8 protein-coding genes are annotated in these 14,475 nt (G+C 61.4%); 7 read left to right on the top strand and 1 reads right to left on the bottom strand.

All coding sequences use genetic code 11. The features are described 5' to 3' along the window. Positions 1–46: 46 nt before the first annotated feature. Positions 47–4,369, top strand: a complete 4,323-nt coding sequence (locus ACYG9R_RS25770; RefSeq protein WP_023824920.1) for a cytochrome P450 — start codon at positions 47–49, stop codon at positions 4,367–4,369. Positions 4,370–4,376: 7 nt separating this feature from the next. On the opposite strand, the gene ACYG9R_RS25765 is transcribed toward ACYG9R_RS25770, so the two are convergent. Next, positions 4,377–5,063 carry a Crp/Fnr family transcriptional regulator gene (locus ACYG9R_RS25765; protein ID WP_023682508.1) on the bottom strand — a complete coding sequence of 229 codons (687 nt, stop codon included), beginning with the start codon at positions 5,061–5,063 and terminating at the stop codon, positions 4,377–4,379. 507 nt (positions 5,064–5,570) lie between these two features. Between ACYG9R_RS25765 and ACYG9R_RS25760 the strand changes: the two genes are divergently transcribed. From ACYG9R_RS25760 to ACYG9R_RS25735, 6 genes are all read left to right on the top strand, one after another. After that, positions 5,571–7,835, top strand: coding sequence for a DNA/RNA non-specific endonuclease (locus ACYG9R_RS25760; protein ID WP_460221854.1), 2,265 nt, complete (start codon positions 5,571–5,573; stop codon positions 7,833–7,835). A 16-nt stretch (positions 7,836–7,851) separates the two neighbouring features. Beyond that, positions 7,852–8,835, top strand: a complete 984-nt coding sequence (locus tag ACYG9R_RS25755; protein WP_023824922.1) for a trypsin-like peptidase domain-containing protein — start codon at positions 7,852–7,854, stop codon at positions 8,833–8,835. Between the two features lie 328 nt (positions 8,836–9,163). Next, positions 9,164–10,435: a hypothetical protein gene (locus ACYG9R_RS25750; RefSeq protein WP_196813624.1), complete on the top strand. Its 1,272-nt coding sequence runs from the start codon at positions 9,164–9,166 to the stop codon at positions 10,433–10,435. Then, complete coding sequence (locus tag ACYG9R_RS25745; RefSeq protein ID WP_023824924.1) at positions 10,432–13,098, top strand: DNA/RNA non-specific endonuclease; 2,667 nt, start codon at positions 10,432–10,434, stop codon at positions 13,096–13,098. The genes ACYG9R_RS25750 and ACYG9R_RS25745 overlap by 4 nt, the downstream gene beginning before the upstream one ends. Positions 13,099–13,290: 192 nt before the next feature. Beyond that, on the top strand, positions 13,291–13,563 hold the full coding sequence (locus tag ACYG9R_RS25740; protein ID WP_460221853.1) for a hypothetical protein: 273 nt from the start codon (positions 13,291–13,293) through the stop codon (positions 13,561–13,563). A gap of 114 nt (positions 13,564–13,677) precedes the next feature. Then, a complete protein-coding gene (locus ACYG9R_RS25735; protein WP_023824926.1) occupies positions 13,678–14,463 on the top strand; it encodes a hypothetical protein in 786 nt (261 codons plus the stop codon). Positions 14,464–14,475 lie beyond the last annotated feature (12 nt).

The raw sequence follows: 14,475 nt of genomic DNA, 5'->3' as shown, positions 1-14,475 counted from the left end.
CGGCCGGCATCGCAATAACGTGGATAGCCGGGGGGCTTGAACGCGCATGACCGAACTGAAGTATTTCGACGCTATTCGCGCGGCCCAGAAAAACCAGCGCCCGCTGTCGGAAATGCCGCCCTTCGATCTCGGCCGGATCCGGAAGACAGGGCTGATTGCGCGCATCGTCGGGTCTCTGGCCGAAGACCCCCGCTGGGCGCTTTCCTTGTTGCGGCGTTTCCGGCCGACCGGCAAGCTCTTCGGTGTTCTCGTGGTCACCAAGAACGCCGATGTCCGCGACATATTGGAGCGCGGCGACGAATTCCAGACCCCATACGGCCCGGAAATGACCGAGCTTGCCCGGGGATCCAACTTCATCCTCGGCATGCAGGACGGCGCCGACTACCGGCGCATGAAATCGTCGGTGCTGAGTGCATTCCCGCCGGCCGAGGTCGAAGCCGCCGTCAGGCCGATCGCGGCGCGTCATTCGCAAGAGATCATGACGCGCGCCAGCCCCGGCTTCGATGCGATCTCCAGGTTGATGAAGATCGTCCCGGTGCACATCTGCCGCGATTATTTCGGCGTCGAGATGGACGATGAATCCGAATTCGCCGACTGGGCGATCGCGCTGAGTGCGCTGTTCTTTTCGGACCCGACGGCGAGCCCCGTCATGCGCGAACTCGCAGTGGTGGCGGGCGACCGTCTTCTCAAAGTCATCGATCGCTCCATCCAGTCGGCTAGGGACCGGGGCTTGAAGGCCGAGCAACCGCTGGCGAGGCTGGTTGTCCAGATGGATCAGGGCCGCCTGTCGCGGGATGACCTCAATTCGATCATGCTGGGCATGATCGCCGGCTTCGTCCCGACCAATGTGCTGGCCGCCGGCAATTGCCTCGACGTGATCCTGTCGCGGCCCGACGCACGGCAGGCTATCGATGCCGCATTGGCCGAAAACGATACCGCCAAGCTCGACAGGGCCGTCCTTGAAGCCATGCGCTTCAAGCCGATCTGGGTCGGCCCCTGGCGCTACACGGCCCGCGACGCGATCATCGGCAAGGGCACGCGCCGCGAGCGCCTGGTGAAAGCCGGCACGGTGGTGATGCCGGCGACGCTGTCGGCGATGTTCGATGCGGACGCCGTGCAGAACCCGGACCAGTTCGACACATCGCGCCCGCATCGCGACTACATGGTGTTCGGCCACGGCATTCATCAGTGCATCGGCGCCGAGATCGCCAGGATCCAGATCGGCGAAAGCCTGCGCGCCCTGTTCCAGAAGCAGGGCGTGCGCCGCATGCCCGGCAAGGCCGGGCGGATGACCCGCATCGGCGCCTATCCCGAAACGCTCAAGGTCGATTTCGAACGGGCAGAACTCTGCCGCACCGTAACGCAGTCTATGGTGACGGTGGTCTGCCCGGTCACCCGATCCGCGTCGCTGGATGCTGTCCGCGACAAGGTTGCCAGCCTCGGCAACCCGGCCGTCGAAGATATCCGCACCGCGCTCGACATTGCCGGCACCGTCCACTTCACCAGCCTGACCGTGGTCGGCACCGGCGAGATCGGCGCTGATTCCGGTCAGGAAAAAGGAGCTCTGGTTCTCGAGATTTCCGGTGACGGCAGCATCGACGATGTCATCGATGCGGTCACGCACGCCATCGGGCACCGGCTGCGGCCGATCTTCAAGGATGTCTGCGATCTGCGCGATGGCGGCGCATTGAACGATTTCCTGCGCAAGCACAATGTCGACATATCGCCGTCCTTCGGCAGCAATGCCGGACTGGTGTTTTCGGGCACGCCGGGGCACTCGGTCCAGCGTATCAAGGCCGAGCAGCAGCTTTTCGAAGCCGTGCGCGACATCGTCGAGCGGCCACGCAAAGGCGCCGGCAACGCTCCTGCCGTGCTCGCTGAAGTTCGCCAGCATGTCCAGTCATTACGGACGTTTGCCTGGGCGTTCGAGCCGGCCGAGAGCCTGCTGGAAAAGCCGCCGGGTCATTGGGGCCGTGCCCTGATGACGACGTTGCTGGTACCGCCGGTCTTCGTCACGGTGGCGATCATCTGGGCTGCTTGCTGGTATATGACCTACGGTGTGGTGTTCGGCAGATCTATCGACATCAGTTCCCAGGAAATCTCCTTCACCGCCATAGCCGTAGCAATCACCTCACTTCTGTTGTCGGGACTTGGAGTGTTGGTGGCAGCGGCGCTGCTGGCGTTTTCGTGCTTGCTGGCGCTGCGACGCCGCGAGGACAGGGATCGGCCGGAAAGCACATCGATCGGCATATCTGAATTGAACGCGATACTCGTCAAGGAGGGCCACGCGGCACAAAACCATCTGACTGCGATTTCGACGATGAAGGCCGGCATTCTGCGGCGGCTGGCGCTCAGGTTTTCCTTCTACCTGATCTCGATAGCTGCCCAGAAGGTATTCAAGCCAGGCTTCCTCAACACCATCAACACCATCCATTTCGCCCGCTGGATACTGCTGCCCGGCTCCAACCGATTGATGTTCTTCTCCAACTACGGCGGCAGCTGGGAAAGCTATCTTGAGGACTTCATCGCCAAGGCGTCCGCTGGCCTCACCGGCGTGTGGAGCAACACCGTGGGCTATCCACGCACACGATGGCTGTTCCTGGACGGCGCGCGCGACGGCGATCGTTTCAAGCGCTGGGCGCGGCGCCAGCAGGTGCCGACCCTGTTCTGGTACTCCGCCTATCCCCAAATCAACACAGAGCGCATCCGGATCAATTCCCAGGTCAGGCGCGGCATTGCTTCCGCCGTCGGCAACGAGGCGCGCGACTGGCTGAGCTTGTTCGGTTCGCTACGGCGCCCGGCGAGCGAAACAACCACCGTTCAAAAGACCACTTCGCTGCTGGCCAATATCAGCTCTGCCTTTCCGGCGCCTCTCGAACAGCAGCTGGAAACCGGCGAGATCCAGTCCATCTTCTTCGGCCCGCTCGGCCCGCTCGCTTATTCGCATATGCTTGCGATCCGGGTGCCGGACAAGTTGCCGGCGCCCAAGCGCAGAGCCTGGCTCGATTTCGTTGTCGAGCAGACGAGTTTCGGCGAAGGCAGGCCCGCCGGGCGCGCTATGATAGTCGCCTTTGGTCCCGGTGGCCTGCGGCAGTTTGGGCTCGACGAGGGTGTGGAGGGCGATCCACTGGAAACATTTCCGATCGCCTTTCGCCATGGCATGGGCAATCCCGAGCGTGGGCGCATACTGGACGACCGAGGCCGCGACGGCCCGGACGAATGGGAGTGGGGGTCGTTGGAGAACCCTGTGGACCTGGTCATCGTCTGCTATGCCGAAGACCCGGGACGGTTGAAGACCGAGATTGCCACAGTGAGACGAAAGACGACCGGTGCAGGCATGAAGGTCGTCGCCGAACTGCCGCTCGCCGTAAACCGGGGTCCGACCGACACGAAGACGAAATCGTCCGACGGGGCAAAGCGTGACGATCGATCGGAACGTGGGCCAGCCTACGAGCATTTCGGTTTCGCGGACGGGATTTCGCAGCCGATTGTCCGGGGCACGACCCGCGCCAGCAGGGGCGCCGCGCCCATGCATCTGGTCGCGCCCGGCGAGTTCCTGTTCGGCTATCGTGATGAGCATGGGTTCTATCCAGCCTCGCCCTCGGTAAGCGCATCACGCGATCGGACCGGAATCCTTTCGCAGGTGCGCCGTAGCCGGCTGATTCCGGGCCTGCCGCCACCGCCGCGCGATTTCGGGCGCAACGGTTCATTCCTCGTTATTCGCCAGTTCGAGCAGCACGTCGACGTCTTCAACAACTACTGCAAAAAGGCTGCAGCCTTGGTCGCGAGCCAACTCGGCAACCAAGCCATCACGCAAGACTGGATTGCCGCCAAGATGCTCGGCCGCTGGCAGAACGGAAGCTCGCTGGTGCGCAACCCGGATCATCCGGGACGCGTCATCGACAACAACTTCGCCGCTGGCGCCGAGGATCCGCAAGGCCATCGCTGCCCGCTTGGTGCCCACATTCGCCGTTCCAACCCACGCGACTCGCTGGGTGAGGACCGCGATACGCAGATCAATATCGGCAAGCGCCATCGTATCCTGCGGGTCGGCCGCACCTATGAGAAGCAGGACGGCAAGAATGGCAAGGTCGAAAAGGGGCTGCTGTTCATGTGCCTCAACGCCGACATAGAGCGCCAGTACGAATTCATTCAGCAGACCTGGGTTTCGTCGGCCACGTTCCAGGGCCTCGTCGCTGAAAAGGACCCGACGATTGGTTCGCGCGGCGGCGATGGCAGGTTCACCATTCCGTCATGGGAAAAGGTCACGACGCTCCGTGACATGCCGCAATTCGTCACCACCAAGGGGGGTGGGTATTTCTTCATGCCCAGCCGCTCGGCGTTGCGATATCTGATTTCGCGGCTCTGATTCGGCGTCAGTCGTCGTCCTGCGATTCGGCGATATGGCGCAGCGCCCCGGTGTCGGTAATGCGCAGGCCGCCGCGTTTGATGGCAATGAACGAGCGGTTGCGCCAGTCGTTGAGCGTCTTGTTGACGGACTCGCGCGTGGCGCCGAGGAACTCTCCGAGTTCCGATTGCGAGATCGGAATCCAGCCGGCGCTGTCGGCCATCACCTTGGCCAGGAAGACCAGGCGTTTGGCGAGCCTCGCCTCGATGCCGAAGAAGGCCTGGTCGCCGAGTTCGCCGCTGACCCAGCGCAGCCGGGCGCACAGAAGTTCGATCATCGCGCGTGCCAGCGGTGGATTTTTCTCAATGCGATCAAAGAGTTGTGTCCTGCTGAGCGAAACCAGCTCGCAAGCGGTCAGGCAGATGGCGGTGGCGGTGCGTGGCCGCCCGTCAAGCGCGCCGATCTCGCCGACGAGGCTGCGCGACAGCTCGATATTGGCCACCAGCTTCTGCCCGCCGGGCGAATAGATCGAGATTTCCACCGTGCCGCTCATGACCCCGTAGATCCGGTCGGCGGCATCTTCCTGAACGAACAGATGCTGGCCGGCGGCGTAGCGCTCGACCTTGCAGCCGCTGAACAGGATATCGAACAGCTTTGGATCGATGCGTGCCAGCCGCGGCAGATCGTTTCTGTCGTTTGGGCCGCCAAAAGCCATGTTCCAAATTCCCAATTGCCGCAATCGGCGAAGTTTAAGGGCCGAAGTCTAAGGCAAGAGTGCACCGCGTCAAAGGCCGGCGTTCATCCCTTGCGATTACGCCTTCTAGTCTAAAGGCAGTGGTCGCGCCCAGTGCCTGGCTCGTGCCGGGCGGAAAGCCGTCTGCACGCGCGGCGGGAGGAGCCGCGCGTGCAGGCGCCAACTGATTAAAATGGTTAGGTGATAAAATTTCTGTAAAACCGAGCGGCCGCAATGGCCTTTCCGCCTGTTGCGATAGCTGGGCGCAAACAGCGTGAGCGTCTGTGACGGAGATCACATACGGCATCGCTGAAATAATGCGAGCGTCATACATCGCGCGAGCGACTGCGGGCAAACAGACATGCCGACGTTGCGCTCCGGTCATCTTCGACGCGAGTTGATTTGTTTCCTTGCCTGCCGGTCAGAATTGCACCAGTCTAAAATGGGGCAATACAGTTCTTTACTTGGACAGAACCTTTGGGGGCGACTATGCCGGTCAGCAGAGAGCAGCGAATCCGTCAATATCTCGATCTCGTCACCGGGGGCGAGGGGACTGAATCGGTCCTCGGCAACGTGGAGACGATGGCAGGCGGCGCTCTGGAATCCCTTGCGCCTGCGGAAGCCGGCAAGGCGGAGGCGGCGTTTGAATCGGCGCGCGCTGGCATGGAGAGCCTCGCGCGGGGCGCCGAAGTCGCGCCCGAGCAGCTTTCCGATCTGGAAGCCATAATCATCCCGGAGTTGCGACCGGTCTATGACATCAAGGATGGCACCTTTACGACGCTGACTTTCGACGGCGCTCCGACACCTGGCCATTCGCTGTGGACGAAGCTTACCAGCGAGGCCGCATCGAAGCAGCGCATCGAAGCCGCCCTGCCGGCGATCGGGCGTATCGAACTGTTGTGGAACACCAATATCCCTTACGGCGGCACGGGCTTCGTCGTCGGCCGCAACCTGTTGATGACCAATCGTCATGTGGCGCAGATATTTGCGGACGGCCTTGGCGACCGCAATCTGCAATTCATCAACGGCCGCGCCGCCGGCATCGACTTCAAGCGCGATTCGGCGGCGGGAAACGTCTTCAAGATCCGCAATGTCCGGATGATCCATCCCTATTGGGACATGGCGATCCTCGAAGTCGAAGGCCTGCCCGACAACATCACGCCGCTGTCGCTCGCGGTCGCCGACGCGCGCGATATGCTGCGCCAGGAAGTCGTCGCCATCGGCTATCCCGCGTTCGACAATCGCAACGCGGTCGATGTCCAGAACGAGCTCATGCGCAATCGTTTCCAGGTCAAGCGCCTGCAACCGGGCATGCTGCAGGGCGGCTTCGATACGGAGAGTTTCGGCAAGATCGTCAGCGCGGCGACACATGATTGCTCGACCACTGGCGGCAACTCCGGCACCGCCATGATCAACCTCGCCACCGGCGAGGTCGTGGCGCTGCATTTCGCCGGCCGCTATCTCGAGCGCAACTACGCCGTGCCCACCGGCGCGCTCGCCAAGGACCAGCGTGTCGTCGACCTCGGCCTCAATTTCGCCGGCGCCGCCAGCGGCGGCCCCAACGATTGGGGCGCATGGTGGAACAAGGCGGACAGTGGGTCGCCGGCCGAGGGCGTAAACCTGGTTGAAGTCGGCGGCGTCAAGCAGATCCCGGGCGTCGCCACCCAGACGCCTTCATCCGGAGGCGTCGTCGTTTCGCCGGGCGGCAGCGTCACCTTCGAAGTGCCGTTGCGCATCACCGTCTCGCTCGGCGCAACGCCTGCCCATGAAGCGGTCACGGAATCGGTCGAACTCGAAGCGGCCAAGCCGACCCCTCCAGGCGGCGCATTCGTTCCCAAAACGGTCGCGGACTATGCCGGCTATAAGGGCTACGACGAGAAATTTCTCTCTGGCGGCACTAAACTCGCACCGGTCATTGTGCCCATGCCTGAGGCCACCGACCTCTCCGTGCTGGCGCCACTTAGGGACGGGGGCACGCGGCTGGACTACCAGAATTTTTCGCTCAAGATGCACGCCAAGCGGCGGCTGGCGCTGTTCACCGCCTCCAACGTCACCGAGGAGAGCAACCTGCGCGAGCCGGAAAAGGGCCGCAACTATTCGCGAGGCGGCCTGTTCAGCGAGCGCTGGTTCCCGGATCTGCGGCTCGACGACAAGTACCAGATCCCCGATGTCTTCTACACCCAGGATCAGGGCGCCTTCGACAAGGGCCATATCGTCAGGCGCGATGACGTGGCCTGGGGCAGCACCTTCGAGCTTCTGCTCAGGGGCAATGTCTGCTCCTTCCATGTCACCAACTGCTCACCCCAGGTCGAAGGCTACAACCGCTCCGACAGCGGCGAGAAGAACTGGGGTGATCTTGAGAACCACGTCCTGTCCGAGGCGGCGAGCGAGCGGCTTTGCGTCTTCGCCGGACCGGTCCTCGCCGATGATGACCGGACCTTTGCCGGCAAGGGGCCCAAAGGCACCAGTCTTCGCGCGCCGGTGCCGCGCCGTTTCTGGAAGGTGGTGGTCGCCCGCGTCAGTGACGGGATCGCCAGCTACGGCTTCGTGCTCGAACAGGATCTGTCAGACACGGAGCTGGAGTTTGCCGTTCCCGACGAGTTCGTCGGCGCAATGTACCCACTGACCGAAATCTCCGAAATGAGCGGTGTCACCTTCGATCAGTCGCTGATCGACGCCGACCAGTACGAAACGGTGCGCGGCACCGAAATTGCGATGCGGGCAGGGTCGCGCAAGCGGAAGAAGAAGGCTTAGGGTCGGAGGGAATCCCATGACCGAATGGACGCAATCCGAACTGAACAGTCTCAACCGCATCCTCGCCAACCTCTACCCGATGATCGGCGACGGCGTGCGTGTTGCCAAAGGTGTCGGTCTTTCGACGGCCCAGATCGCCTTTGACAACAAGGCGATCAACAACTGGTTTGCGATTGTCCAGCGCGCAAAGCAGGAGACCAGGGCCGACGACCTCGTCGCCTTTGCACTCGATGAGAATCCCGGCGACCAGGCACTGCTGCAGGCAAAGCAGCACGCCCCGCCGCCACCGGTCGAAGGCCCCGCGACCGCCAATTGGAGCGGCGCGACGGCGCCGGCCCAGCTCGAAAAAATCCTTGGTGACAAGAGCACGCTGGTGCCGATCAGCTATCTAGAACTTGGCCTCATCAGGGCAAGATCGGTGGTGCGCATCAAGCGTGCGGATGGCAGCTCCGGCACCGGCTTCATGACCACCGGCGGGATACTGATCACCAACAACCATGTCTTGCCTGATGACGCTTCATTGGCGGGCACGGTGGTCCAGTTCAACTATCAGCGCACCGTTGCCGGGCTCGACGCGCCGCTCGACCAGTTCGACATCGACACCGCCGTGCCTCTTCGTACCTCCAAGGACAATGATTGGTCAGCCGTCCGCATCAAGGGCGACGCCTCCAAATGGGGCGAGCTGGAATTGAAACCCATGGCCGTCAAGATCGGCGACCACGTCAACATCATCCAGCATCCCGGCGGCGCGCAAAAGCAGATTTCATTCGTCGCCAATGTCGTGGCCTACGTCGGCGGCGGCCGCGTCCAGTATCTGACCGACACGCTGCCGGGTTCCTCGGGCTCGCCGGTCTTCGACGCCGACTGGAACCTGATTGCGCTGCATCACAGCGGAGGCTGGCTCACCGAGCCCAACGCGGCGACCAAAAGCACGTACTATCGCAACGAAGGCATCGCGATCGACACCATCATTCAGGACCTCGCGGCCAAGCCCGTGTAATGGTGGTGTGCGCAGACCGACGGCGTATCGATATCAGCCGCGATTTGAGACTATGCCATTTGAATTCTTTCGGATGTGACGGATTTTAATGCATGTCGCTCAAAAGTGGCCCCGGTTTTGAGAGAACGACATGCATCAAGACAAAAACTTAAAGCGCGTCGCATGAATCCGTCTCAGCGCGACGCGCTTTAGAGCAACTCCAGGAAAAGTGTGAAACGGTTTTCCGTCCGGAGTTGCGTCAACCAAAGAGATAGCCACCGAACGCCAGGGGAGTTCAGAGATCAGCGCCTATTTCGACCTCCGGCTTCAACTGGCTGATCTCTACCCATTGCCTCCCGACTGGTTGAGGGTAACCAAGGACGCCGGTATTCTCGCCGGCGCGATCAACCTGCAGGGGTCGGCTCTCACAGTATGGTTCGGTATCCTTGACTATGCCTTGGCCAATCGTTTGTCGAAGCCGCTTATGGACAAGATCGCGGAGCAAAATCCGCAATGCGCGGCCATCTGCAAAGCGTATTTAGAAGAACTCGCAGCGGGCGAGAAACCGACGCCTGAACTGCCGGGCCTGACTACCGACGATCGGGTCAACACCGCGGTTGCCGGCTTCGACGCCGTCAACCTGCAGACCAAGGACATTCAAGCAGCACTTGCTGCCGGCGACGAGCTAACCACCGTCACCAGCCAGATCGACGTCCTCAGGGCCTACAAAGACCTGCATGATGGCCTGCAGAGCTTCCAATATGGCATCGGCAGTCTCCAAAGCCTCATGATTGCAAGTCGCGACATGGGCTCTGATCTCAATCAGGTTCGCGTCCTGCGTAAATTCCTCAACCGGCTGAGGCTTTTCTGCGCATCCGCCAGCGAAAAGGTCGCACTTTTGCCCGCCGGGCCGACGCTTCGCGACATGGAGCAGTCGTGGCTCGATGAACTCGTGCAGGCGGCGGCGAAGCTGCAGAGCGCAATCCCGGACACATCCGGTGACGCTTACGATGCCTTGTTGGAGGTGTACGATGTGCTGCGCGTCTGGCCGTCGCGGCTCAATCAGCAGATCTTCGTCACGGCAAAGAAGCTGCCTTTCGGGCTTCTGGCGGCTGGTCTGGACACGATCGCTGGAAAGCTTCCCACCAATGACCCGTCAGTCCCTTTGATAAGGGCCGCGTATGACGCGATCCAGGTTTTGTCCTCGACCATCTATGCGCGCGTCGTCGAGCACAAGCTCTGGCAGGACGTCGACAACAAGCTGGTGAGCCTCACCGACATGATCGAGCCGGTCGAAGGCGCGCCAGACGCGGCGGCTGACAAGTCGCTGCCATTCCAGTTCTCGCCGCTGTGGCGAATCCTGGAAGTGAAGGTCAAGGTTCTCGCCGATCTCGATCCCAACGGGCAGTGGCGGGGCATGCTCGCTGGGTACTCCACCGACGTCAACGACCAGCTGTCGCGTGAGACTGTCGACACCGCCTTCATCCTTGCCTTCGAAGCCTATAGGGACGAGGCCCAGCAACGCTTCGTCCAGGTCGATCTGGCGCTGAAAACGGAATGCGCTTCGATCGTCCGCGTCTCCACGCCTTTGCACAGGATCATTGAGGACCTCGGGTCATGAGCGATGAAACAGCCACAGGCGCCGAAACCGAAACATCGGCCGATTTTATCTCGCTGAGCGACATTCGTATTGCGCATCTCGAGCTGATGCGCATGGCAAGCGCCAACGAAGCCGTCGATCCCTCGATGAAGCGCAGCGACAAGGCCGGCGCAGGGACGACGGAAGCCAGCATCGACAACACTGTCCCCGATGCCCGGACCATCCGCGACTTCCTGGCCAAGGCGCGGCGCGCGGGCAGCACTATCGAACGGGAATCCGACCGGCGCGCGGCGCAGCGCATACTCGACTATTGGTCCGCCGAACTGGTCACGCGTCCCGGCATCACCTCGGCCGACATCAGCCCGGTACGTCTTGCCGCTTTCGCCGGCGGTGGTGGGCTCGAAACAGCCGAGCCAGTTGCCGTTGCGGCCGACGACGAATCCGCATCGCGTGAAATCACCGATTCCGGGGCGATCGCCATCGCTGTCCCTGAATCTGTAGTCGTGACGACCAAAGACGGTGCCGTATCCGGCGACGGCTTCGCATCCGACGACGAACTGAGTTCGGACGAACTGACCGAGCGCTTTCGCATTCGCGTGGCCGCCCAGGCCCGGCAATGGAAGAACACCGGCTATCCCGGCTATCTCCTGCGCGGCGAAGCGCTGAAGGAGGCGGCGGAGCTGCCGCAGGGGCCGGACATCGCCGAGTTCGTCGAGGCGAGCGCCAAGGCGGAGACCGACAGCCAGAAGCAGCGCGATCGCAGCAAGAACCTGCTGATCGCCGTGTTCGGCCTGGCAGCCCTGATCCTGGCCGCAACAACCTATTTCGCCTTCCTTCAAAGAGATGATGCTTTTGCGGAAGGCGAGAGGGCCGGGAGGAAGGCAGTCCAGATCGAGAAGCTCAACGACAAGCTTAACGCCGCCCTGAAAGACGCAGAAAATGCGCGTGCGCAAGCTGAGGCAGCACGTGATGTTGCCTTGAAGAATGCCGACGACGCGGCCAAGAGGCTCGCCGAGCAACAAGCTACGCAGGCCACGTTACGGTCCGCGATCGTGCTGGTGGTCCAACAGCTCAAACTCGGCAAAATGGCCATAGACGAACTGACACCCGATTTACGGCAGGCCGTGCTTGTCGAACTGGCCGGTCAGGTCAAGAACGGCGAGGTCTCAATCAGCCAATTGCCGGTGCCGTTGCAGAGTGCGCTTGAACCGCTGCTCGGCCAAGCTATCGACAAGCAGCCCAGCAGTTCAACAGGCTACAAGGTCGATTTCATCCAGGCCAAGATCGGCTTGCCCCGGCTGACCGGCGATTTGGCTCGCGACGCATCGGCCACACCGCTGGACTACATCAACTATTCGCTGGTCATGGGCCGTAGTCACCGCATAGCCATCTATTCAGCGGTCAATCTGGATCGGTCGCAAAGGATGACCCTGCAGGTCACCGGAGGTGGATTGAGGTATGATAGTCGGCTGCTGCACGATTTGCAGCCGGATCGTGCCTGGTACCTCAGGCCGGACCGGCGGTGGCTGCCGGCGCGATTGGCGAATGCCAGCGACATCGCCTGGGGCCCCGAATTCACGGGAGATCCGGCAACGGCGGCGCTCAGACTGGCGCAGTATACCTATGTCCTGCCCAACACGATGCCGCAGTCCGGCGCTTTTTACGAAACAAGGTGGGCGCCGCTCGAAAACTGGGTGCGCACGCTGCACAACCCGCTGGCCAACAAGGTGACCATCTTCAGCGGCACCATCTTCAAGCCCACCAGCCACCCGATCGATGGCGTGCCGGTCCCCTATGCCTATTGGAAACTCGCCGTCTCGTCCGTGTCTGCTGCTGTGAAGGGTGAGGTGAGGGAGCCGCAATTCGTCGTTGATGCGTTCCTCATTCCGGGCGATGCTACAGATGAGTTCGACCCTGATCGGTACCGTGTCCCGGTCGCTGAGCTCGAAAACCGCACTGGCCTCAATTTTGGCTATCTTATCGAATGGTCGGACACGCATCCCGGCCCGAATGGAACCGCAGCCGACAATCTGGCCGCACGCCTCAAGTTGCTCGACAGCGCCAACGATGCGCAGGCAGTGCGTGACGAACTGACCTCCGTGCTTGGCAATCCGGATCTCCCTGTGTCCGAAAAACGCAAGGTTGTGGCGGCCCTTGTCGGGATGGCAGGTCTCCAGAGCATGACCGGGCTGACACAAGCGGGGCGCAGCAATGTGCTTGACGCCTTGCTCGGGGTTCCGACTGAATTCTGGGCACGCCCGGACTGGGTGCCTGTGTTCGCCGGGGCGCGTCGGGCGGTTGCCGATCTCATCGTGTCGGCAGCGGGGCCCCAGACGATCATCGGCGACCAGGATCGCAACGCGCTCAACACTCTGAAGGAGCGGCTCCATATCCAGCCGAGCACGCAGACGGTTTACGTCCAGTTCGCCGGAATGGCGCGCGAGGACGCCGAGGCGCTTTCCGCAAAAATGCGCGCTTTGGGCTGGGGCATACCGAAGCCCGGCGAAGAACGGGTCGCCGCCGCCGCCGGCAAGAACGAGGTGCGCTACAATCCGGATGTCGACGCCGACCGCCGCGCCGCCGAGCTGCTGGCCGCCGACCTCACTGCTGCCGGCCAGAAAGTGACCGCCCAGGCGGTACCGGTTATCGGCGCCAACACGCTGGAGATCTGGATCAGCATCTGAGCAATTCCAGGAAAAGTGTGAAACGGTTTTCCCGGGAAAAGCGCGAAGCGCTTTCCCTTGGGAATTGCGTCAAACAGGGAGTTTGCCGGCTGCGAGCCGAGCATCGGAAAGAAAGTCGTTCGTCAAAAAGCCGTGATGCAGCGTTTCAAAATAGCGGCGATAATACGGGCCGGTTTCACTCAGGGGTTTTTCATGCGCACACGCCACGCCGTCATGCTTGCATTTGCAGCACTTTCCATTCCTGCCGTCTCCATGCCGCTGCAGAAAGCCAGCGCGCTGGAGCCTGAAAAATACACGGTCTATTGCGCCAACGATCACATCGAGGTTTCGTTCTGGGATCTCGAGCAGATGAAGGTGCGCAATGGCTCCGATGTCTGCCAGTTCCAGAGCTATACCAGCTACTCAAGCGCGCTGAACTTCGCGCAGAAGAATTTTGGGGGTGAGGGGGCGAGCTGTAGTTGTTAGGGCTTGGAGTGCAGTGTCGAGGGAGCAGATCGTGGGGGATGCAGGGAGGGACGTTACTTGGCGAGGCGCTCCAAAATTCCGAACTTGTGCTAGAAAGGTGCTTTGGGGTTGACAATGGGTTTTGACGAGGCATTTGGCATTGTCGTTGACCATTGCGCTGCGATTGCTCCAGCGCTCGCCAATCTGACTGGTCACCAAATCGGCTCTGCGCGGACAAACACGTATCAATGCGACATATGGGTCGCCCATATCGTTCAAAGACACTACCGGGAGACCTCGCCGATAGAGCCTGAGCGATACGTCCCATTCTATGACGCGGCCTGGGAACTTTGCCGAATTGGCGTGCTTCGTCCGGGGCAGCATTCCGCTGCTGGCGTTTCAATGGACGGTCTGCGCGCGGACGGCTATTCGATTACCACGCTGGGGTATGAGTGGCTAAAGAACGATCAACGTCGTAGCGCGATTGACCCTAGCCGGATGGCAACCATTTTTCGCTCTTTCTCAAAACTCCTAGGCGAAGGGTTCGAGCAACGATCTACGGAAGCAATAAGCTGTCACCGTAACGGCAACTATCTCGCAACGTGCGTTTTGGCGGGCGCAGCAGCAGAGTCGGTGCTCCTGGCTGTCGCCATCGGAAAAGTGAAAAACGAAACAAAAGTATTAGACGCATATGCCGGTTCCAAGGGGCGGAGCCGCGTAATGACGATGGCAGTCCACGGGCTACCTGAGCACCTAACGCGCCCGCTGCACGCGGCAATGTCCGTGCTTCAATATTGGCGCGATGATGCTGCACATGGGATGAAAACGACTATTTCTGAAGTCGAGGCATACACGAGCCTAGCGGAGCTTCTGCGATTCTCTCGTTTTTGTTCTGACAACTGGATTGAGCTCACTACCTGATAGATGTCGCCG

This window comes from Mesorhizobium sp. RSR565B, from assembly GCF_054719465.1.
Note: the sequence above shows the minus strand (reverse complement) of the source record. Positions and strands in the feature narration are given on the sequence as shown.

Coding starts and splice junctions, on each gene's coding strand:
- ACYG9R_RS25760 (WP_460221854.1), top strand. CDS start 5,571: ATGCCGGTCAGCAGAGAGCAGCGAATCCGTCAATATCTCGATCTCGTC.
- ACYG9R_RS25735 (WP_023824926.1), top strand. CDS start 13,678: ATGGGTTTTGACGAGGCATTTGGCATTGTCGTTGACCATTGCGCTGCG.
- ACYG9R_RS25765 (WP_023682508.1), bottom strand. CDS start 5,063: ATGGCTTTTGGCGGCCCAAACGACAGAAACGATCTGCCGCGGCTGGCA.
- ACYG9R_RS25770 (WP_023824920.1), top strand. CDS start 47: ATGACCGAACTGAAGTATTTCGACGCTATTCGCGCGGCCCAGAAAAAC.
- ACYG9R_RS25755 (WP_023824922.1), top strand. CDS start 7,852: ATGACCGAATGGACGCAATCCGAACTGAACAGTCTCAACCGCATCCTC.
- ACYG9R_RS25745 (WP_023824924.1), top strand. CDS start 10,432: ATGAGCGATGAAACAGCCACAGGCGCCGAAACCGAAACATCGGCCGAT.
- ACYG9R_RS25740 (WP_460221853.1), top strand. CDS start 13,291: ATGCGCACACGCCACGCCGTCATGCTTGCATTTGCAGCACTTTCCATT.